Origin of the sequence: Bowdeniella nasicola, assembly GCF_900107735.1 — a bacterium.
In the GTDB taxonomy this organism is placed as follows: domain Bacteria; phylum Actinomycetota; class Actinomycetes; order Actinomycetales; family Actinomycetaceae; genus Bowdeniella; species Bowdeniella massiliensis.
Window position 1 is genome coordinate 33,027 of record NZ_FNQV01000013.1, and the last position, 21,098, is coordinate 54,124.

Here is a 21,098-nt window from a genome sequence, read left to right on the forward strand (position 1 = left end):
GGTACGATGTAGGGCACGTGTGAGGTTCTTCGAAAGAGGCTAGGGATGACGGACGCCGAAGCGGATGTGCGGAAGCTGATCCAAGCTCTGCGCAAAATCGGAACTGATACAGAATCGGTCGAGGTGAAGACTGCGGCCAGAGGAATACCAAAAGATCTTCGCGCAACGATGTCCGCTTTCGCCAATGGCAACGGCGGAACACTTATCCTCGGGTTGAACGAGCAAGAAGGCTTTATCCCAGTTCAGGGATTTGATGCTAAGGCTGGGGCAGATGCTCTAACGGGGATTGCGGCCAATGATCTCTCTCCAGCCCTTCGGTTTCCGATATCGATAATTCCCTTTGAGGAGGGAGCTGTTGTCGTCGCCAAGGTGGTGGCACTTCCGCCCGCGGAGCGCCCGTGTTTCGTCACAAGCCAAGGAAAGTACGGTGGTAGCTATATAAGGTCACACGACGGAAACCGCTTACTCACTCCCTATGAGATCGACCGCATGAGCGAGAATCGCTCCCAACCTCTTTTCGATCGCGAAACCGTCATCGATGCGGACCTATCCGACCTAGACGGGCGCGCAGTCGCCAACCTCTTAGCGCGCCTACAAACAACTAAGCCTCGTGCAGTCAAGGGCGGACGCGAAGTAGCGCTACGCAGGCTCCACGTAATCGGCAGGGATACTGGCGAGACTGACCACCCCACCCTTGCGGGTCTTCTCGCTCTCGGCGATTACCCACAGGAATTTTTCCCCCGACTGAATGTAGCGTTTGCGGTCTATCCCGGCACTACCAAGGCGGACGTGCTTTCCGGAGGAGCTAGGCTGCTTGATTCTCGTTCCATTGACGGCTCAATTCCGGAAATGGTCGAGGATACAGTCGCAGCGGTTAGCCGAAACATGCGCACCGGCGGATTGATCGAGGGCGCCTTCCGAAAAGACCTACCAGACTATCCACTTGAAGCTGTACGAGAAGCCATCACCAACGCGCTCATGCATCGCGACTATTCTCCTATGTCTAGAGGCACTCCAGTTCAAGTCGACATGTATGTGGATCGCATGGAGATCATTAATCCCGGTGGACTCTTCGGAAATATAACAGTTGATTCACTCGGCCGGGCAGGAACTTCATCGTCCCGGAACGCCAGCCTTTCAAGGCTCCTGGAAGACGTGCAATCGGTAGATGGAGGCGCGGTGGCAGAGAATCGTGGGACTGGATACGCGATTATCGCGGAAGCTCTACGCAAAGCGCTTATGCAAGATCCGATTCCCACGGACTCTCCCACCCATTTCAAAATCACGATGTTTAGACGACGTCTTACTCCTGCGGAGCAGGAGAGCAAGGGCATTCGCAGCACGAGAGGTGCCATCATGCATGCTCTTTCGCAGGGGAAGTCACTGTCGTCTTCCGACCTTATAGACGCCTCTGGCTTGAGCAGAACAACTATAGTTCGTCACCTGAATGACTTGATTGCGGAGGGAAAGATCGAAGCGACTGACGCGACGTATAGCCCGCGGCGCCGATACCGCCTTGTTCCCCAGGGCAGTTCTAAAGGGGAGAGAATCTCTAAATCTACCTAACCATCAACCTACCTCCCGGTTAGGTTCGGTTAGGTTAGGCCGAAAGTAGGGATCCCCGCCAACGCTGGTATGCGAAACGGCCGGTCCAAAGATTGCTCCTTGGACCGGCCGTGACGTGGTTTGGTGGGTGGGCCTTACTTGGCGGCCTTGACCACGACATCCAGGGTGGCCTGGACCTCGGGGTGCACCTTCACGGAAACCTTGTACTCGCCAACCGACTTGATCGGGTTACCGATCTCGATGGTGCGGCGATCGATATTCTTGTCGAGCTGGGACTCAACCGCGTCCGCGATCTCCTTGGTGGAGACAGCGCCGAAGAGGCGACCGGACTCGCCGGCGCGCTCTTCGATGGTGACGGAGTTGGCCTGCAGGGCGTCGCGCAGGGCGCGGGCGTCCTCAACGGAGGCGATCTCGCGGGCCTTGCGGGCGGCCTTCATCTGGTCGATCTGCTTCTGGGCGCCCTTGGTCCACGGAGTGGCCAGGCCGCGCGGCAGCAGGAAGTTACGGCCGTAGCCGTCCTTGACCTCGACGACGTCGCCGGCAGTGCCAAGGTTGGAGACCTCGTGGGTAAGAATGAGCTTCATCTAGTTCTCTCCTCCCTTAGCTGTTAGCGGTTCGAGCTGGTGTAGGGCAGCAGGGCCATTTCGCGGGCGTTCTTGACGGCCTTCGCGATGGCGCGCTGTTCCTGGACGGACACGCCGGTCACGCGGCGGGCGCGGATCTTGCCGCGGTCCGAGATGAACTTACGCAGCAGAGCGGTGTCCTTGTAGTCCACGTTTCCGACCTTGACGGTCTTCAGTGGGCTGATCTTCTTCTTCGGCTTGCGAAGTTGAGGCTTCGCCATGGTTGTCTCCTCGAAATAAAAGTGTGAAAAAGCGTTCGGTGTTCGGGTTAGAACGGGGGCTCGTTATCGAAGCTCGAGCCGCCGGTTCCCCACGGGTCGTTCTGAGAGCCACCGGCCGGTGCGTTGTAGTCCGCGCCGGAGGACTGCTGGCCACCCTGGTAGTAGGACTGGCCGCCACCCTGGCCGCCGCCATAGCTGGATCCGCCGCGCTGGGAGCGCTGGACCTTAGCGGTCGCAAAGCGCAGCACGGGGCCGACTTCGTCGACCTGCAGTTCCACGGTGGAGCGCTTTTCGCCCTGGGGAGTTTCCCAGTTGCGCTGCACGAGGCGGCCCTGAACCATCACGCGCATGCCCTTGGTGAGGGACTCAGCGACGTTTTCGGCGTAGTCGCGCCAGACCGAACAGCGCATGAACAGCGTTTCGCCGTCCTTCCATTCGCGGGTCTCGCGGTCAAAGTTCCGCGGGGTCGACGCCACGGTGAAATTCGCGACGGGTGCACCAGAATTGGTGAACCGGAGTTCGGGATCGGCGATGAGATTGCCAACGATGGTGATAAGGGTTTCGCCTGCCATGATTGCTTCCTGTTCTCAGTGACGACTGGCTCGGATGCGCTTAGTGCGCGTCCGGACGGATGAGCTTGGTGCGCATGACGGCTTCGGAAAGACCGAGCACGCGATCGAGCTCCTTGGCGCTTTCAGGCGTCGTGGTCATGTTGACGACCGCGTAGATGCCCTCGGAACGCTTGTTGATGTCATAAGCAAGACGACGCTTGCCCCAGATATCGACGTCCACGGTGCCACCGGACTTGGTGATGACCTCGAGGAACTTGTCCAGCGTGGTCCCTACGGAACGCTCATCCACCTCGGGATCGAGGATGATCATGAGTTCATAGTTACGCATTCGTTAACCCCACCTCCTGTGGTCTAGTCGGTCACGGTCTCTCCGTGACAGGAGGGTGATGCGTGTGAGTATCGACGGGCAGCAGATTTCTGCCGGTGCCGACAGCACAATCTCCCACTATAGTGCAGGCCTCCGCGCGTATCTAGACGTTATCGGCAGCTGTGACGAACGCCGGCCTCCCGCTTGCCGCGTCGCCTACGGTTGGAAGATGAAGAACGTTCTTGGTTCTGCCGCCTCCCCCTACCTTCGCCAGCACGCCGACAATCCCGTCGCCTGGCAGGAGTGGACCGATGAGACCCTCGCGCATGCTCGCGAGCACGACATTCCGATCCTGCTGTCGGTCGGCTATGCGGCGTGCCACTGGTGCCACATCATGGCGCACGAGTCATTCGAGGATGCCGAAGTCGCGGCGCTCCTGAATGAAAACTTCGTCCCTATCAAGGTGGATCGGGAGGAGCGGCCCGACGTTGATGCGGCATACATGGCGGCAACCCAAGCGATGACGGGATCCGGCGGCTGGCCGATGTCCTGCCTCCTTGCCCCCGACGGCACCCCGCTGTGGTGCGGCACCTACCTAACGAAACCGCAGTTCATGCAGTTGCTGACCCAAATGGTGCGGGTGTGGCAGGACCAGCGCGATGAGGCCCGGGCGAGCGGCGCACATGTCGCCTCGATTCTGCGCGACGCCCAAGCCGGCGGTTCACACGAGGCGATCTCCGATGGCGACTTAGCCGAGGCGGCGAGCATGCTCGCGCGCAGCTACGACGCCGAGTTCGCCGGCTTTGGGTCTGCGCCGAAGTTCCCGCCGACGATGGCGCTCGACTTTTTGCTGCGGCACGCGATCCGCACGGGCGACGAATCGTCGCTTGTCATGGTCGCCCACACCGCCGATGCCATTGCCCGCTCCGGCATGTGCGATCAGCTCGCCGGTGGCTTTGCGCGCTACGCGGTCGACCGCGCCTGGGTAGTCCCACACTTCGAGAAGATGCTCTACGACAATGCCCTGCTGCTGCGGCATTTTGCGCACGTGGCGATCCGCGCCGATGAGCCGCTGCGCGCCCTCGCACTGCACGCCGCCCGTGGCACTGCGGGGTTTCTGCTGCGAGATCTGCACACGCGCGAGGGCATGTTCGCATCCTCCTTCGACGCCGATACCGATGGCGAGGAGGGCGCCACCTACGTGTGGACGCCTCGCGAACTCGTCGACGTCCTCGGTGAGGCCGACGGCGCGCGTGCCGCGCGGGCCCTCGGCGTCACCGAAGCGGGGACATTCGAGCACGGTACCTCGACGCTGCAGCTGCTCGGCGATATCGACTGGGACTGGTGGCTTCCCGTCCGCGAGCGCCTCCTTGCGGCGCGCAGTCGGCGCCCGCAGCCTGATCGCCACGACGCCGTGATCGCTGCCTGGAACGGCCTCGCGATCGCGGCCCTGGCCGATGCGGCGATGGCGCTTGACGAACCGTCGTGGCTGGAAGCGGCCATCACCTGCGCCGACGCGCTGTGGGAGACACATCTCGTCGACGGCGAACTGCGCCGCACCTCGCGGGACGGCGCTGTGGGCCAGGCGCCCGGCGTCGCCGAGGACTACGGCGATGTAGCGGAGGGCTTCGTGGCGCTGCATCTCGCGACCGCCGAGCCGCGCTGGCTGGAACGCGCCCACCAGCTCCTGGATGCGGCAAGCCAACGCTTCCGGGACGCCGATGGGCTCATCTATGACGTCGCCGCCGACACCGAGCTGTACGTCCGGCCGCGCGGCGAGAGCGATAATGCGGAGCCATCGGGCTCCTCGACGCTCGCGGGCGCCCTCATTCGCTACGGCACGGCCGCGGGCTCGCCGGAGCATGTGGTGGCGGGCCGCGAGAGTCTGCGCTTGCTCGCGGGAGTGATGCGCGAGGCGCCACGCTTCGCGGGCTGGGCGCTCTGCATTGCTGAAGACCTTGCCTCCGGCCCGCTACAGGTGGGGATCGCCGCCGGCGACGGCGCTGCGGCCCTCGCCCGGAGCGCCCGCGAGCTCGCCTCTCCGGGCGCGTTGATCATCGTGGGTGAGCGCGACGCCGCTCCCCTGCTCCAGGGGCGCGGGCCCGTCGCGGGCCGGGCGGCGGCCTACGTGTGCCGCGGCCAGGTCTGCTCGGCGCCCATCACGACAGGCGATAGCTTAAGAGAAGCCATCGAACAACATCCTTGATGGAGCGTGTCACAGGTTCGTGAGACGCTTCATGGACCTGGGAAGCTGTACCAGTTACCCGAAGTGGAACAATGAAGGAATGAAGAGGTCGAGCGACATGCATGTCCTGGAGATTTGTGCGGGAGCCGGAGGACAGTCTTCGGGTTTAGAGCTCGCAGGCTTCCGTCACGAGCTGGCGGTTGAAATCGATCATGATGCCGCTGAGACACTTCGTGGAAATCGCCCCGATTGGAATGTCCTCGAAGCCGACGTTCGCTCCATAGATGGACGCCAGTTCCGTGGAATCGATCTGATTGCCGGTGGCGTGCCGTGCCCACCGTTCAGTATCGCCGGAAAGCAGCTCGGTTCCGACGACGAACGCGATTTGTTTCCCGAAGCTCTCCGGCTCGTAAGGGAAGCCCGTCCGACTGCTGTGATGCTAGAAAACGTTCGAGGGCTCGCTTCAGCCCGATTCTCTACCTATCGCGAATCGATCCTTCGGGAACTTGATCACTGCGGATATGACACGGATTGGCAACTGCTTTATTCAAGCGAGTATGGCGTTCCTCAGCTCCGTCCTCGCTTCATTCTCGTCGCACTCAAACGACCACACTTCCGAAACTTCGAATGGCCCCGCCCAATCGGAACACCTCCCTCGGTTGGTCAGACTCTCGAAGTAATGATGGGAGAACGTGGCTGGCTGGGAGCTTCGTCCTGGGCCAAGCGAGCGAACAGTATTGCTCCGACGGTAGTTGGCGGATCAAAGAAACATGGTGGCGCGGATCTCGGACCCACTAGAGCGAAAGAGGCTTGGCTGCGACTCGGCGTGGACGGAAAGGGCATCGCAAACGAAGCTCCCGGTCCTGAAATGCCAGAAGCGCACATTCCGCGTCTCACCAATCCGATGGTAGCGAGAGTTCAAGGATTCTCTCCGGACTGGACATTCGCAGGGCGTAAAACTTCCATCTACCGTCAGATCGGGAACGCCTTCCCCCCGCCGGTCGCAGCCGCGATCGGCGAATCAATCAAGACGGCGTTAGGAGCTGGAGTGACACGCGAGACCAGTAGCGGTGAAGAACTCCGCGCAATCGGCTAGAACTCTGCGACTCATCATTATGCGTAGGGAATAATCGGCGCCGACGCGGGTGTGTCCTCACCCGGCAGGGCAAGCCGCCACCAAGTCTCTGAGATTTCTACACCTACTCCAGGCATAGAAGGGACGACGCGTACCGCTACGACCTCGCCGCGCTCGGGAACCTCAGCACCCAGTTCGCGAGCGATTCTCTGCTGAGCTTTGTAGTCGCCCCCAAGAATCACGATACCTTCGTTTCGTAATGCGCTCCGAGCGCCCCCATTGCCTCGTACTCGCTTCATGTAATCGCTCTGCTGAGCAACTGTCGCGATGATGTTTCTGCTAATCCTCTGGTTCTGCGCCGTTCGCAAGAGCTCGTTGATCCGACGCTGCCCGCTTCTAAGAGCCATCACTCGCTCGACTTCTGACTCGGGGAGCTGAAGCAACGCGTTGGGCGGTAAATTCGCGTCGAAAAACAACCACCTGATTCGCGATCTACCGAGCTTATTCAGGCCGGTCTTTCGATCTCTATTCTCACTTGTCCGACGATTCTCCTCGCTAACACGGACCACTCCGAGTCTCCAGTACGATCTCAAGTCGTCGGCTTGCGCTACCAACACGAGATGATTGAACGATTCAATTGGGAGCATCCATTGTCCCGTGTGCGAGTACTTACAATCCACCTCAATACCGGCGATACAGTAGTCGAGAACGACCCCGTCCTCGAAGTCCAGCTCACGTTGCAGGTTGATCTCAAACTGGGTGCCGAAATGGGTTTTTTCGGTCTTGTATAGCTGACCGAGCTTATATCGACCTGTATTGAGACCGTCATAGGCCTGGTCGAACGTCCGCCGAAAAACCTTGGCAATACGCTCACCTGACGGGTCCAACCTCAGAATTTCAGCTGCAACTGCTTCGATCTCGTGATCTGGTTGATTGCTGACAGACTCGGAGCACACAGACACTCCCCTCCTGTTAGTTGTTTCCGCCGCCGTTGCCGCGGCCCGGTGGCGCGGGTTTATCCGGCTGACCCGGCCTGCCCGGCTTATTGTTGCCCGGCTTCGTCGGGGTCTCGGTGGGGTTCGGCGTCTCCGTCGGCTGCTCGGTGGGTTGCTCCGTCGGCTCCTCGGTCGGCTCTTCCGTGGGTTCCTCGGTGGGTTCCTCGGTCGGCTCTTCCGTCGGCTCTTCGCTCGGAGCTTGCGTCGGTGCCTGCGTGCGCGTCGGCACCGGCATCGGATGCTTCGTGGCCTTCTTCGCCGTCGGCTCCGGGAACGGGATGACCTCTTCGCCCTCGAGCGCGGCCTTCATATAGTTCGTCCAGATCTGGGTCGGATAGGTGCCGCCGGCGACCGTGCGGATTCCGCCGAAGCCGGTGAGCTCTTCTTCCTGCCCGTCCGGACCGACCTGGTACATGTCGACCACGGTCACGAGCTGAGGCGTGAAGCCCGCAAACCACGCCGACTTGTAGTCATTCGATGAGCCCGTCTTGCCCGCGGCGGGGCGGCCAAGGTGCGAGCCGACGTAGTGCGCGGTGCCCGTGCGGGTCACCTGCTGCATTGCGTAGGTCGCATCGGCCATGACATCGGCGTCGAAGACCTGCTCGCCGTCGGTGCCCGCCTTGTAGATGGCGTTGTCGCGCCCGTCCGTGATCTCGGAGACGATGAACGGCTCGTGCTTCACACCCTGCGCGGCGATCGTGCCATAGGCGCGGACCTGATCGAACGGGCGCAGCGAGGCCGGGCCGAGCACGTTGGAAGGCACGGGAGCCAGGCCCGGCGTGTCCTTCGGGATGCCGGCCTTCACGGCGGTGTCCAGCGTCAGCTGGGGGCCGATTTCGACGTTCAGCTGGGCGTAGGGGGTGTTGACCGAGTCCTCGGTCGACTTCACGAGATTGATGCGCCCGCGGTTGAACCGGTCGTAGTTGCGTACGGGCTTATCGAAGCCCTCGATCTCCATGTTGTTGTAGGACTGGAAGGTGTCGTAGAGCGAGTACCCCTCCTCCAGCGCGCCGATGAGCGTCCAGACCTTGAAGGTCGAACCGGCCTGGGCCCGGTCCTGCGTGACGGCGTTGCGCGGCTGGCTGACGAAATCCGGACCACCGTAGACGGCGACGAGCGCGCCGGTGCGCGGATCCATGGAGGCCAGTCCCACGCGGTTGTTTTCGGGCCGGTCTTCCGGCAGCGCGTTGACGGCCTCGACGGCGGCGTCCTGGCGGGGCTTTTGGATCGTGGAGACGATGCTCAGGCCGCGCGTGTTCAGCTCGTCCTCGGAGATCTCCGCTTTGTTGACGACCTCGTTTTTCACCATGTCGAGCAGGTAGCCGTTCGGGCCCTTCAGGGCGTTGACCGGCTTGTAGTCGATCGTCTCGGGGAAGGTCTGCTGATCACGCTCCTGCTGGGTGATCCAGCCGTCGGCGACCATGATGTCTAGGACTCGGTTCCAGCGCTGTTCGGCGCGCTCAGGCATGACGGCCGGATCCCACTTCGAGGGCGCCGGAATGAGGCCGGCCAGGAGCGCGGACTCCGCGATCGACAGGTCCTTGGCGCTCTTGCCGAAATAGTGCTCGGCGGCGACCTCGATACCGTAGGCGCCGCGCCCAAAGTAGATGGTGTTCAGGTAGTTTTCGAGGATTTCTTCCTTGGACTGCTGCTGGTCGATCTTCAGCGCGAGGATCGCTTCCTTCGCCTTGCCGACGACGTCCTTGGTATCGCCGACGTAATAGCGCTCGACGTACTGCTGGGTGAGGGTGGAGGCGCCCTGCAGCGGGTTGCCGCGCAGGTTGTTCCACGTGGCGCGCGCAATACCGCGCAGGTCGATGCCGGGGTTGGTGTAGAAGCGCCGGTCCTCGGAGGCGACGACGGCGTGGCCGACGTGCTCGGGCAGGGAGGATAGCGCGACCGATTTGCGATCGTATTCGGAGAACGTTCCGAGCTGGGTCTCGCCATCGGCGTAGTAGACCGTCGTCGTCTGGGCCTGGGCGAAGTCGCCCGGCTGCGGCACGTCGATCATCGAGTAGGCGAGCGCGAATAGGCCCGCGCCGGAGGCGATGAGGAACGCGAAGAGGCCGAGGACCAGTTTCCAGCCCGGCAGCCAGCGCAGGATCGGACCCTTGTTCGGGCGCGGGTAGCGCCGGCGCTTGCCGTTGGGTTTGGTCGCACTGAGCGTGCGGGTACGGCCCTTTGGCGGCTTCGGCGGAGCCGCGTTGCGTGATTCGCGCAGGCTTCGGCGCGTCACGGGTTTGCCCTGATGCTCGTTCACACCCAGTCCTTCCAGATCAGTACCCTCCAGTATGGCCCCACCAGCCACACGGATAACAGAGCCGAGCGAGCTAACTCACCCCCGAACGTGGCGGATCACACGCGAGTGGGGGCGACGTCGGCGGGCTCGGCGGGGCTCAGGCGGTAGGCCGCGGCGAGCAGCGCGAAGGCGGCGGCGAGCACGAGGAAGACGCCGCGCGACCACCCGGTATCGGGCAGGATGGCGGCCGCGAGCCCGGCGGCTCCCACGAACGCGGCGTTGAACATCACGTCATACAGCGCGAAGGCGCGGCCGCGGTAGGCGTCGGCGGTATCGCGCTGGACGATCGTGTCGACGGCGATTTTCGCGCCCTGGACGGATAGCCCGAGGAGGAAGGCGGCGCTCGCGATGACGGGCACCGCGGGGGCGGTAGCGGCCACGAGCTGGGAGAGGGCGCCAATCCCCAAACACGTGAGGATCCACTGCTGCGGGGAGAGCCGCTCGTGGGCGATGGGCGTCGCGATGATCGCGAGGCCCGAGCCGGCGAAGGAGATGCCCGACAGGGTGGCGAACAGCGCGAGCCCGGCCGCGGCGTTCGTCGGATCTACGAGGAGGTTGCGCGAAGCGAGGATGAGGACGAGGAAGTTCACGCCGTAGAAAAACCGGTGGGTCGCCATCACCGCGAGCGCCGCGCCGGGGGTGCGGCGGGCGGTCAGGTAGCGGGCCGCGGCCGCGAGCTCGCTAAGGACGGCGAATACCGAGCGGCGACGCTCACCCGAACCGTCGGGGCCGAGTTCGCCAGGGGCCAGGCGCAGCGCGAGGGCGGCGGCGGCCGCGAAGACGAGGCCGGCGGCGGCGAGCAGTCCGAAATCGCGCACCGAACCCGTCGGCAGGACGATCCCGAGGCCGAAACCGATGACGGCCCCGAGCACCGCGGCGCCGGCGCCGAGGGTCGGCGTAATCGAGTTCGCCATGAGGAGCAGGTGGCGCGGCACGACGAGCGGCAGCCCGGCCGACAGCGCGGACAGCAGGAAGCGATTGACGCCGAGGATGAGCAGCGCGAGCGCGTAGACCGCGGGCCCGATGCCGAGCTGGACGAGGCACAGGCCAATGATGACCGCGAGGACGGCTCGCACGGCATTGCCGTAGAGCAGCACCTGGCGGCGGCGCCAGCGATCAAGCAGCGGCCCGGCGAACGGGCCGACGACGGTGAAGGGCAGCAGCAGCACCGCAAACGCAATGGCGACGTCCCCGGCGGTCGTCAGGCGCTCGGGCGAGAAGAAGAACAGGGAGGCCAGGCCCGCCTGCACGAGCCCGTCGCCCGTCTGGCTCACCAGGCGGATCGCCAGCAGTTTGCGGAAACCCGCGTAGCCCGTGAGGGTCTTGAGGTCGGCGATGAGGCGCACCTAGCGCGCCTCCCACCAGGCCCGCAGCGTTTTCTCGGCGTCCTCGCGGCTCATCGGCCCGTGCTCCATGCGGTGCTCGAGCAAGAACTTGTAGGCGGCGCCCACCTCGGGGCCGGGCGGGATCCCGAGGATCGCCATGATGTCATTGCCGGTGAGGTCGGGGCGGATCTTGGCGAGCTCCTCGGCCTCGGCGAGCTCGTCGATGCGGCGCTCGAGATCGTCATAGGCGGCCGCGAGGCGGTTGGCCTTGCGACGGTTACGCGTCGTGCAATCGGCGCGGGTGAGTCGGTGCAGACGCTCGAGCAGCGGTCCCGCGTCGGTGACGTAGCGCCGCACGGCCGAATCCGTCCAGGCCTGATCGCCATAGCCGTGGAAGCGCAGATGCAGCTCGACGAGGCGCGAGACGTCCTTCGTCGTCTGCTTATCGAAGCGCAGCTCGCGCATCCGCTTGCGCGTCATCTTCGCGCCGACGACCTCGTGGTGGTGGAAGCTGACCTGGCCGCCGGGCTCAAACCGCCGCGTTGCGGGCTTGCCGACGTCGTGCATGAGCGCGGCAAAGCGCAGCACGAAATCGGGCCCGGGCACCGGGCCATCGGGGCCGGTTTCGAGCGCGATCGCCTGATCGAGGACGGTCAGCGTGTGCTCGTAGACGTCCTTGTGGCGGTTGTGTTCGTCCTGGGTTTGGCGCAGGTTGGCGAGCTCGGGCAGCACGAGGTCCGCGACGCCCGTGTAGACCATGAGCTCCAGGCCGCGGCGCGGCCACGTCGCGGTCATGAGGCGCGTGAGCTCGGCCTGGATGCGCTCCGGGGAGACGATCGCCAGGCGCGGCGCGAGCTTCTCCATCGCCGCCATCGTGTGCGGCTCGACGTCGAAGCCGAGTTGCGCGGCAAACCGCGCGGCACGCATGATGCGCAGCGGATCGTCGTCGAAGGAGCGTTCGGGCTCGATGGGGGTGCGCAACACCATCGCGGCGAGGTCGGGCAGGCCGCCGCACGGGTCGACGAACTCGCGCGAGGGCAGGCGCACAGCCATGGCGTTAACGGTGAAATCGCGGCGCGTGAGGTCGCCCTCGAGCGTGTCGCCGTATTGCACGAGCGGTTTGCGGCTCGACGGATCGTATTCATCGGTGCGGTACGTCGTCACCTCGACGATCGTCTCGCCCTTTTTCGCGCCGATCGTGCCAAACTCCTTGCCGATCGCCCAGTGGGTATCGCCCCAGGCGGCAAGAAGGCGCTCGGTATCGTCCGGGTGCGCCGAGGTCGCGAAGTCCAGATCGTGGGTCGGGCGGGCGAGGAAGAGGTCGCGCACCGGGCCGCCGACGAGCGCGAGTTCGAAACCCGCGTTCGCGAACACCTCACCGAGCTCGATGACGACAGCGGGCAGCTGGTCGAGCTGGTAGGAGGCGATCTTGCGCAGCTGGCTGACGCTCAGGGCGGAATTCTCGGAAGTGGGCACGTCCTTACTTTCTCACGTCGGGCGCGCATTTCTCACCACGGCCCAACGCGGCGCTGGCTTGACTAAGCTGGATGGCATGTCCGTTACGCCCAGTCCTCGCCGCCGCGTGCCCGCGCCGCCGCGTCGCCGGGCGTACGCTGTGCGCAGAATCCTACCGACCGTCGACGAAACCTCGGCCGGTGGCGTGACGATCGACGTCGTGGGCGGCAGGGCCTACGTCGCCGTCATTGCGCGGCGCAACCGCGGTGGACGGCTCGAGTGGTGTTTGCCCAAGGGCCACTTAGAAGGGGCCGAGACGGCCCCCGAGGCCGCGGTGCGGGAGATCTATGAGGAGACGGGGATCAAGTCCCGAGTATTGCGCCACCTCGCCACGATTGACTACTGGTTCGCGGGCGATCATCGTCGAGTCCATAAAGTAGTCCATCATTATCTTCTGGAAGCGATCGGCGGCTATCTCACCGTCGACAATGATCCGGATCAGGAGGCGGAGGACGTCGCGTGGCTAACCCTGGAGGAGGCGGCAAGCCGGCTCGCCTACCCCAACGAGCGGCGCGTGATCGCCACCGCGCGGGATGTGCTGATAGGCCGCGCATGAGCCGCGCCCGGCTCGTTTCCATTCTCGCCCTGCTGTGCGCCCTCGCGGCGGCGTGGCTGCCCGCCGTGCCCGACGCGAGCGCGGCTGGCGGCATCCGCGTCGAGATCATCGACCAGGCGCCCGCAGTGCTCGCCGGCCCGAGCGACATCACGCTGCGCGTGCGGGTGACCAATGAGAGCTCGACGCCGATCCCCGAACCCGTGGCGGAGGTGCGGCTGCAGACGTGGACGCCCGTCGCCCGCGAGCGCCTCGATGATTGGCTCAGCGGGCGCGACGATAATTCGTCCACACCGCTCACGACGACGACCCTGAATGAGCTTGGTGCGGGCGCGAGCGCCGAGGCGAGCCTGACGGTGCCCAAAGAGGACCTGCCGACGATCTCGCGCGGGCCGCGCGGCATCCTCGTGCGAGTGGCCGCCGCGGGCCTCAGCGATGGTGCAGGCGATGCGGGCAGCGCGGCGCCGCCCGAGGCGGGCATCGCCCGCTCCTACGTCGTCAACTGGCCCGATACCTCGCTGCCGGCATCGAACTTCCTCATCCTTGGCACCGCGAGCGCCTCCAGCCGCGACATCCTCGCCGATCCGATGAGCGATGCGGCCACGCCCGAACGCAAGACCGCGATCGCCACGCTCGCTTCGGCCGGCGTGACGCTCGTGGGTGATCCCGCGCTGCGCGGCCTGGAGGCGACCCCCATGCTGACGCTGCCCGCGGGCGACCCGGACATCTCGGCGCTCGCGAGCTTCGATGCCGGGCGGGCGCGCCTGGCCGAATCGCTGCGCGCGGCCCCGTCCTCGCTGCCGCTGCTGTGGTGGCCGAGGGAGGTAAGCAAGGAGGCGCTCGCGCTGCGGCCCAAGGACGCCGTGCTCGTCGTGCGCGATGACCAGGTGCGCAAGCCGGCCGCGACGTATTACACGCCCTCGGGCATCGCGACGGTCTCCGGCGCGCCCGCGCTCGTCATCGACACGAAGATGAGCGCCCACCTGGCCGCGCGCGATGAGCCGATCGCCCACCGCCAGGCGCTGCTCGCGCACGCCGCCGCCACCATCCGCGAGCGCCCGAACGATCCGCGCACCTTCGTCCTCGCGCTGCCGCGTGACGTGGATGCTGAGGCCGCCGCGGCCGCCGTCGCGGCGCTGACCGGCGCGCCGTTTACGATGCCCGGCACGGTGCCGCCCGTTGCCGATGGCGCCTTTGTGCAGACCGACGGCCAGCGCCCCGCCACGTGGGCGGTCGCCGAGCAGTCGCCCGCCACGCCAGAAACCGCGATCAACCAGCGCGCGAGCGAGGCGATCGCGCGGGCCTCGGCGATCGCGAGCACGACGAGCAACGGCGAGAGCCTCGTGAGCGACCTGCGGATCGCCGAGCGCCACCTGTGGTCAACCGCGCTCGCCGAATCGCGCGGGGAGCGCATGCGCGTGCTCGATGCGATCGAGCAGCGCGCGGCCTCGCTCGCGGGCGCAATCACGGTGGAGACGGCCTCCTCGCTGCTGCTCATTTCCGATCAGCCGGATATACCCATCCACATCAACTCGGCGCTCAGCGCCCCCGCCGACGTCGTCGTCGATCTCGTCGCCCAGGATCCGCGTCTGCAAACTCCGGGCGTCGTCGAGGCGACGCTGACGCCCGGCGCGCGCACGACCGTCGCGATGCCGGTCAACGCCGTAGGATCGGGCGACTTAAAGGTGCGGGTGCGCGTCATGAGCGCCGACGGCCAGGAAATCGCCTCCTCGGCGCCCTTCGACGTGCGCGTGCGCGCCGATTGGGAGAATGTGGGCACGGCGATCGCCGCGGCGGCGCTCGCGCTGCTCGTCGTCGGCGGTATCATCCGGACCATCGCCCGAAATCGTCAACGCGGCGTGCGAGGCCGCGGGCACGTGCCGCCCGCGGATACGGCGCCGAGCCTCAAGGAGAAGTAATGGTACGAGAGCGAGGCCTTGCAGGCTCCTCCGCCCTCATGTTCTCCGGGACGCTCGTCTCGCGGATCCTTGGTCTGCTGCGCAACGCGCTGCTCGTGGCAGCGATCGGCGCGAGCGCCGGCCAGGCCGACCCGTTTGCGGTGGCCAACACGCTGCCAAACATCATCTACAACCTGCTGGCCGGCGGCGTCCTCAACGCCGTGCTCGTGCCGCAGGTCGTGCGGGCGCTGCGCCGCAAGGACGGCGACGAATACGTCAACCGGCTGCTGACCGTCGCCGGCCTTGGGCTGTTCGTGCTCACGTTTATCGCGACGATCGGCAGCTCGATCATCGTGACGCTATACGCCTCCCAGCTCGATCCGGCCTGGTTCGACCTGGCGATCGCATTCGCGATCTGGTGTCTGCCCCAAATCTTTTTCTACGGCGTCTACACGCTGCTCGGCCAGGTGCTCAACGCCAAGGGCTCTTTCGGGCCCTACATGTGGGCGCCCGTCGCCAACAATATCGTCGCGATCATCGGCCTGGTCATCTACCTGTGGATCTTTGGCTTCGCCCGCGACGGCTCGGGCGCAAACCCCGCCGATTGGACCGGCGGCCGGATCGCCCTGCTCGCCGGCTTCGCGACCCTCGGCGTCGCCGTGCAGGCGGGCGTGCTCATCATCGCGCTGAAAAAGACGGGCTTTAGCTTCCGCTGGCGCCTCGGAGTGGCGGGCCTGGGCGGCGCCTCCCGGATGGCGATGTGGTCCTTTGCGGGGCTCGCCGTCGGCCAGCTCGGCTTCCTCGCGGTCACCAACGTGGCGGCCGCCGCCAATGGTGCCGCGGCCACGAGCGACATCCTGCTGCCGGCGAACCAGACGTATAACAATGCGTTCCTCATCTATATGCTGCCGCAGTCGCTGTTCACGACCTCCCTCATTACCGCGCTCTTCCCGCGCATGAGCGACAAGGCCGCGGCCGGCAACCACGCCGGCGTCGCCGCCGACTTCGGCCTCGCGCTGCGCATCACCGCGACGTTCACGATGTTTGCCGCGGTCGCCCTCGCCGTGCTCGCCATCCCAACGGCGCACGTCGTGCTGCCGTCCGTTACCGCCGATGAGGCGCGCAACGTCGCCCTCGTCCTGCTGCCACTCGCCCTCGGCATCCCCTTCCAGGGGGCGTGGTCCGTCGTGCAGCGCGCATTTTTCGCCTACGAAGATGCGCGCACCCAGTTCTTCATCCAGATCCCGATGGCGATCGCGCAGATCGCGATCTCGCTGCTCGGCTGGCTGCTCGCGCCCCCGCTGTACTGGGTGCCTATCGCCGCGGGCTCAACAGCGGTCTCGATGCTGCTCGGCGCCGCGATCGGCTACGTAAAACTCGGTCGCAAGCTGCCGAGCGTCGATCACGGAGCAATCCTCGGAGTCGCGCTGCGCCTCGCGATCGCAGCAGGCGCCGCCGGACTCGTCGCGCTCGCCGGCCTGCGCTTCCTCGGCATGCCGGGTGAGACGTCTGCGGCCAGATCCTTCACGCACTCCGTCTTCCTCGTCGCGCTGCTCGGCTCGATCATGGCTGTTGTCTACATCGCCATCGCGCGCCTGCTCGGCGTCGAAGACATCAACCGGCTGCTGTCGCAAGTCATTCGGCTCGCCTTGAAAGTCGGGCGCCGCGTCCCCATTATCGGGCCGAGAATTCCCGTCCACGTTCCAGGATCCGCGCGTGCTGGCCGCGGCATCGTGGACAATACTGGTAAGGGGAGTATTTCAACGACTAAGGATGGACCGGACGTGACAAACCAGGAGGCCGTGACGGGCCACGTCGTCGGTGGGCGCTACCGGGTGGATGAGGCCACCTCGATCCCCGCCAGCCACGCCGGTTCCTGGTACCTCGGCACCGATACCGTCCTGGAGCGTCCCGTCGCGATCTTCGTGTCGCGCGCGGATGCCGACCCGGCCCCGATCATCGATTCGGCGCGCCGCGCCTACCTCATCGACGACGACCCCTTCCCGGCCATCACCGACGTCGCGACCGACGAGGAGACCAACCGCGCCTACGTCGTGACCGAGCCGCTGCCCGAGACGAGCCTTGCCGGCGCCCAGCTGCGCCCGGGCGAGGCGCAAGCGATCGTCGCCCAGGTCGCGAGAGCGCTCGATGGCGCCCGCACCCGCGGTGTTCACCACCTTGCCCTCAGCCCCGCCCATGTGCGCTTTACGCCCGCGGGCGACCTCGTCATCGTCGGCCTCGGCATCGACGGCGCGCTCGTGGAATTCGACGACGAGGGCGACGCGGTCGAGCGCTCGCTGCTCGCCTCCGAGCAGGACGCCGCCGCGCTGCACGAGCTTTACACCGAGCTCAGCGGCGAGGCGGGCTCCCAATCGCTCGCCGAGTCCCGCTCCGCCGCCGACGTCGCCGCCGCGCTCGCCGGGTGGACGACTTTCGATTTCGATTCCGCGCTCGATGCCCTCGCCATCAATCGCCACGCGGGCGCTCCCGTCTGGATGCGTGTACGGCAGACTCCGCCACCGCCGAATCCCGATATCCCGGCCGCGCCCCCGGCGCCGCCGCTGCAGTGGCGACCGACGTTCGCCGAGTCGAGCCTCGCGGACCCGGATCCGGGTCCCGACTTCACCGAGATTTTGAACCTCGATTCCTCCGAGATCGCCCCCGCGCCGCCGTCCCACGCGGCCGGCAAGGGCGAGCGGGCCGCCGCGTCCGAGGAGCCTCCCGTCGAGGAGTCCCCCAGCGACGAACCGCTGGCCGAGGACGCGCCGGCGACCGACCCGGTGACCGAGGAGATCCCGGCCGACGTTCCCCCGGCCCCGCCCGCAGCCGAGGAGCATTCCGACCCGGCCCCGATGCCGGTCCCGCCGCCGATCACGCGCGCGCAGCGCCCGGGCGATGACGGCACCATCACGCGCGAGGAGCGCCGCCGCCGGCGCCTGGAAGCCGCGGGCAAGACCAAGGACGCGATCCTCTCGGGCGCGAGCGCCGATGCCGCGACCGCCAAGGCGCTGGAAGCGGCCGAGAAGGCGCGTATCGCCGCGGATAAGGCGCGCCAAGCCTCCCGCCGCCAGGCCGACGTCACGACGATGCGCATCGAGGGCCTCGTCACCAAGCTCGATGGCTTCGCCGCCAAGCACTCGATCAACCTGCCGGGCGAAGTCGAGAAGTACGACGCTTCCACCCCGCTTTCGCGCCGCCGGATCGATCCGAGCCCGCTCATTCTCACGGTCTTTGCGGGTCTGCTCGTCCTCGTACTCATCCTGGCGCTGTCCAACCTGCGCAGCCCGGGCACGGTGAGCCCGCCCCCGGCGCCCACGACGACCGCCGCCCAGCCGACCGACGAGGCCTCGCCCACGCCGGAAGAAACGGCCTCCCCGACCCCTGAGGAGACGACGGAAGCACCCGCGGTGCCCCCGACGATCTCCGCCATCACCGTCCTCGATCCGGAGGGCGATGGAGCCGAGAACCAGGACCTCACGCCTCGCGCCTTCGACGGCGATCCGGCCAGCTACTGGCGCTCGCGCTCCTACCGCAATCCCGCCTACGGCATGAAATCCGGCATCGGCCTGCAGCTGACGCTCGCCGAGAAGACTCAGGTCGCTGGCCTCACGCTCACGCTGCACGGCTCGGGCGGCCACGTCCAGGTCAAGACCGACGCCGGCGACCCGGTTGGCGGAGCTGTCATCGCCGAAGCGGACATGACAGAATCGACGAAGATCAGTTTCGACCCGGTCGAAACTGACACGATCATCCTGTGGTTCACCTCGTTGCCGACGGCGGCATCCGATGGCAAGAACCGTGTGGAACTCGCAGAAATCTCCCTCGAATAACAGCCACGGGAATACCCCAGGGGGCATTACCGTTACCCTAGACGAGTCGCTGACTGAAAGAGAAGAGGAATTCATGACCGACACCCCATACGATGTCATCGTCGTCGGCTCCGGCCCGGCGGGCTACACCGCCGCCATCTACGCCGCGCGCGCGGGCCTCAAGCCCGTCGTCTTCGCCGGCGCTATTAGTGCCGGAGGCGCCCTCATGACGACGACGGAGGTCGAGAACTTCCCCGGATTCCCCGACGGTGTCCAAGGCCCGGACCTCATGGAGCAGATGCGCACCCAGGCCGAGCGTTTCGGCGCGCAGATCCGCTTTGAGGACATCACCGCCGTGGACCTGACCGGCGACATCAAGACTGTGACCAACGACGACGATGAGACCTTCGCCGGCCGCGCCGTCATCCTCGCGCTCGGCTCGGAATACAAGAAGCTCGGTATCGAGGGAGAAGAAGCGCTGTCCGGCAAGGGCGTGTCCTGGTGTGCCACCTGCGACGGCTTCTTCTTCCGCGATAAGCCCATCATCGTCATCGGCGGCGGCGACTCAGCGATGCAGGAAGCCACCTTCCTCACCCGGTTTGCCTCTAAGGTCACCGTCGTGCACCGCCGCGACGAACTGCGCGCCTCCAAGATCATGGCCGACCGCGCGATGAACGATCCCAAGATCGAATTCGCCTGGAACTCCACTCCGGTGCGCGTCGTCGGCGAGAACATGATGGAAGGCCTCGTCGTCAAGGACACTGTTACGGGCGAAGAGCGCACCATCGAGGCCTCCGGCATGTTCATTGCCATCGGCCACGAACCCCGCACCGGAATCGTTACCGGTCAGGTGGACGTCGATGACGAGGGCTACATCCTCGTCGACTCCCCGTCCACCCGCACCAACATCCCCGGCGTCTTCGCTTGCGGCGACGTCGTGGACCACACCTACCGCCAGGCGATCACCGCAGCCGGAACCGGTTGCGCGGCCGCCCTGGATGCCGAGCGCTACCTCGTCGACCTCTCCGATTCCCCGGTCGATGAACAGCTCACCGAATCGTGGAACTAGAACCTGGAGGAAAAATGAGCAACGTTGCAGATGTCACCGACAAGAACTTCACCGAGGAGGTCCTGCAGTCCAGCAAGCCCGTCCTCGTCGACTTCTGGGCCACCTGGTGCCCGCCCTGCCGCATGATGGCTCCCATCATCGACGAGATCGCGAACGAGAAGGGTGAGGCCCTCAAGGTCGTCAAGCTCGACACCGACGCCAACCCCGAGACCGCTGGCAACTACGGCATCGTCTCGATCCCGACGTTCATCCTGTTCAAGGAAGGCCGCGCCGTCGCCCAGGTAATTGGTGGCCGCCCGAAGAAGGACCTGCTGAAGGAAATCGATCCGCACCTCTAAGGGCTAATCCCCTACCGACCACAGGAGCCGCGACCAGATGTGGTCGCGGCTCCTTTGTGCGCTGGCATACGAAAGGCGATGGCGCGCTAGCGAACCAGCTGCTCGCGAGCCTGCAGCGCGTACTCCGCGCTCCGGCAAGCGGCTTCCAGATCCCCATGAACCAGACGCTCGACGTAGGACTCCTCCACGCGCGAGTTAAGGTCCACACGGATCGAGGCCATGATGGCCCACGCAGCAATCGCAACAAAGACGATGGCGGCAACAACGATCACGATTGTGTTTCCTTCCCTGCTTGATGTCTTCCCCTTCGGTACAAGTGTCTCAGTTGTCCGAATTAGGTTCAATCAAAGTTATCTGCAATGCCGGTGAAGTTTTACTTCATAGCGGCAAGTTCAAGGACACTTGACGATTCATTGGGACGCGGAGCCCAGTTTGTCTCAGGATTTGAACCTCGCTTGATGGCAGCGTCGATTTTCGCTCGGACGTAGGCGCGCTTTGTGGTGAACACCACCCACGAGCCGATGATGATGAAGATGAAATTCGAGAAGAACGACGGCCATGCGCCCGTGGTGACGCAGGCCATAGCCAACAGGCTTGCCCCGCCCATGTTGAGGGCGTGGTAGCGCAGAGAGTCCCCCATGATGCGACGCGAGGAGACGAGAAAGTATCCCGTGAGGCACATGAGACATCCGACCCACCCCAGTGCACCAATTGCTGCAACCAAGAATTCGTTCACGACGCCTATGGT

Annotated in this window: 18 protein-coding genes; 8 read left to right on the forward strand and 10 right to left on the reverse strand. The window is 65.4% G+C overall.

The features are described from left to right. Nucleotides 1-45: 45 nt before the first annotated feature. On the forward strand, nucleotides 46-1,566 hold the full coding sequence (locus BLU67_RS09905; RefSeq protein WP_092565492.1) for an ATP-binding protein: 1,521 nt from the start codon (nucleotides 46-48) through the stop codon (nucleotides 1,564-1,566). Nucleotides 1,567-1,700: 134 nt separating this feature from the next. On the opposite strand, the gene rplI is transcribed toward BLU67_RS09905, so the two are convergent. The 4 genes from rplI to rpsF are packed head-to-tail and all read right to left on the reverse strand — an operon-like array spanning nucleotide 1,701 to nucleotide 3,310. Then, nucleotides 1,701-2,150: a 50S ribosomal protein L9 gene (gene rplI / locus BLU67_RS09910; protein ID WP_092565494.1), complete on the reverse strand. Its 450-nt coding sequence runs from the start codon at nucleotides 2,148-2,150 to the stop codon at nucleotides 1,701-1,703. A gap of 23 nt (nucleotides 2,151-2,173) precedes the next feature. Then, nucleotides 2,174-2,410 (reverse strand): 30S ribosomal protein S18, encoded by a 237-nt coding sequence (rpsR, locus tag BLU67_RS09915; RefSeq protein WP_092565496.1) that lies wholly within the window; start codon nucleotides 2,408-2,410, stop codon nucleotides 2,174-2,176. A 47-nt stretch (nucleotides 2,411-2,457) separates the two neighbouring features. Then, nucleotides 2,458-2,982 carry a single-stranded DNA-binding protein gene (locus BLU67_RS09920; protein WP_092565498.1) on the reverse strand — a complete coding sequence of 175 codons (525 nt, stop codon included), beginning with the start codon at nucleotides 2,980-2,982 and terminating at the stop codon, nucleotides 2,458-2,460. A 40-nt stretch (nucleotides 2,983-3,022) separates the two neighbouring features. Then, nucleotides 3,023-3,310, reverse strand: a complete 288-nt coding sequence (gene rpsF / locus BLU67_RS09925) for a 30S ribosomal protein S6 (protein ID WP_092565500.1) — start codon at nucleotides 3,308-3,310, stop codon at nucleotides 3,023-3,025. Nucleotides 3,311-3,518: 208 nt separating this feature from the next. Here rpsF and BLU67_RS09930 point away from each other — a divergent pair, with 208 nt between their 5' ends. Further along, nucleotides 3,519-5,495: a thioredoxin domain-containing protein gene (locus BLU67_RS09930; protein ID WP_092565502.1), complete on the forward strand. Its 1,977-nt coding sequence runs from the start codon at nucleotides 3,519-3,521 to the stop codon at nucleotides 5,493-5,495. Nucleotides 5,496-5,514: 19 nt separating this feature from the next. Further along, entirely contained in the window at nucleotides 5,515-6,570 is a 1,056-nt protein-coding gene (locus BLU67_RS09935) for a DNA cytosine methyltransferase (protein ID WP_261977094.1), read from the forward strand. A gap of 17 nt (nucleotides 6,571-6,587) precedes the next feature. Here BLU67_RS09935 and BLU67_RS09940 read toward each other — a convergent pair whose 3' ends face one another. From BLU67_RS09940 to BLU67_RS09955, 4 genes are all read right to left on the reverse strand, one after another. Beyond that, nucleotides 6,588-7,505 (reverse strand): NaeI family type II restriction endonuclease, encoded by a 918-nt coding sequence (locus BLU67_RS09940; protein ID WP_092565504.1) that lies wholly within the window; start codon nucleotides 7,503-7,505, stop codon nucleotides 6,588-6,590. A gap of 16 nt (nucleotides 7,506-7,521) precedes the next feature. Beyond that, a complete protein-coding gene (locus BLU67_RS09945) occupies nucleotides 7,522-9,804 on the reverse strand; it encodes a transglycosylase domain-containing protein (RefSeq protein WP_092565506.1) in 2,283 nt (760 codons plus the stop codon). 95 nt (nucleotides 9,805-9,899) lie between these two features. After that, nucleotides 9,900-11,189: an MFS transporter gene (locus tag BLU67_RS09950; protein WP_092565508.1), complete on the reverse strand. Its 1,290-nt coding sequence runs from the start codon at nucleotides 11,187-11,189 to the stop codon at nucleotides 9,900-9,902. Then, nucleotides 11,190-12,605 carry a CCA tRNA nucleotidyltransferase gene (locus tag BLU67_RS09955; RefSeq protein WP_261977096.1) on the reverse strand — a complete coding sequence of 472 codons (1,416 nt, stop codon included), beginning with the start codon at nucleotides 12,603-12,605 and terminating at the stop codon, nucleotides 11,190-11,192. 115 nt (nucleotides 12,606-12,720) lie between these two features. Here BLU67_RS09955 and BLU67_RS09960 point away from each other — a divergent pair, with 115 nt between their 5' ends. From BLU67_RS09960 to trxA, 5 genes are all read left to right on the forward strand, one after another. Further along, complete coding sequence (locus tag BLU67_RS09960; protein WP_092565512.1) at nucleotides 12,721-13,239, forward strand: NUDIX hydrolase; 519 nt, start codon at nucleotides 12,721-12,723, stop codon at nucleotides 13,237-13,239. Beyond that, nucleotides 13,236-15,155 (forward strand): DUF6049 family protein, encoded by a 1,920-nt coding sequence (locus tag BLU67_RS09965; RefSeq protein ID WP_092565514.1) that lies wholly within the window; start codon nucleotides 13,236-13,238, stop codon nucleotides 15,153-15,155. Before BLU67_RS09960 ends, BLU67_RS09965 begins: the two co-directional genes overlap by 4 nt. Continuing rightward, nucleotides 15,155-18,964 carry a lipid II flippase MurJ gene (locus BLU67_RS09970; protein WP_092565516.1) on the forward strand — a complete coding sequence of 1,270 codons (3,810 nt, stop codon included), beginning with the start codon at nucleotides 15,155-15,157 and terminating at the stop codon, nucleotides 18,962-18,964. The genes BLU67_RS09965 and BLU67_RS09970 overlap by 1 nt, the downstream gene beginning before the upstream one ends. A 73-nt stretch (nucleotides 18,965-19,037) precedes the next feature. Continuing rightward, the gene (gene trxB, locus BLU67_RS09975) at nucleotides 19,038-20,012 is read left to right on the forward strand and encodes a thioredoxin-disulfide reductase (protein ID WP_092565518.1); all 975 of its coding nucleotides are present in this window, start codon (nucleotides 19,038-19,040) and stop codon (nucleotides 20,010-20,012) included. Between the two features lie 14 nt (nucleotides 20,013-20,026). Further along, a complete protein-coding gene (trxA, locus tag BLU67_RS09980) occupies nucleotides 20,027-20,350 on the forward strand; it encodes a thioredoxin (protein WP_092565520.1) in 324 nt (107 codons plus the stop codon). A gap of 86 nt (nucleotides 20,351-20,436) precedes the next feature. On the opposite strand, the gene BLU67_RS09985 is transcribed toward trxA, so the two are convergent. Continuing rightward, a complete protein-coding gene (locus BLU67_RS09985) occupies nucleotides 20,437-20,622 on the reverse strand; it encodes a hypothetical protein (protein WP_092565522.1) in 186 nt (61 codons plus the stop codon). Nucleotides 20,623-20,723: 101 nt separating this feature from the next. Further along, on the reverse strand, nucleotides 20,724-21,086 hold the full coding sequence (locus BLU67_RS09990; RefSeq protein ID WP_143027399.1) for a CBU_0592 family membrane protein: 363 nt from the start codon (nucleotides 21,084-21,086) through the stop codon (nucleotides 20,724-20,726). Nucleotides 21,087-21,098: the final 12 nt, after the last annotated feature.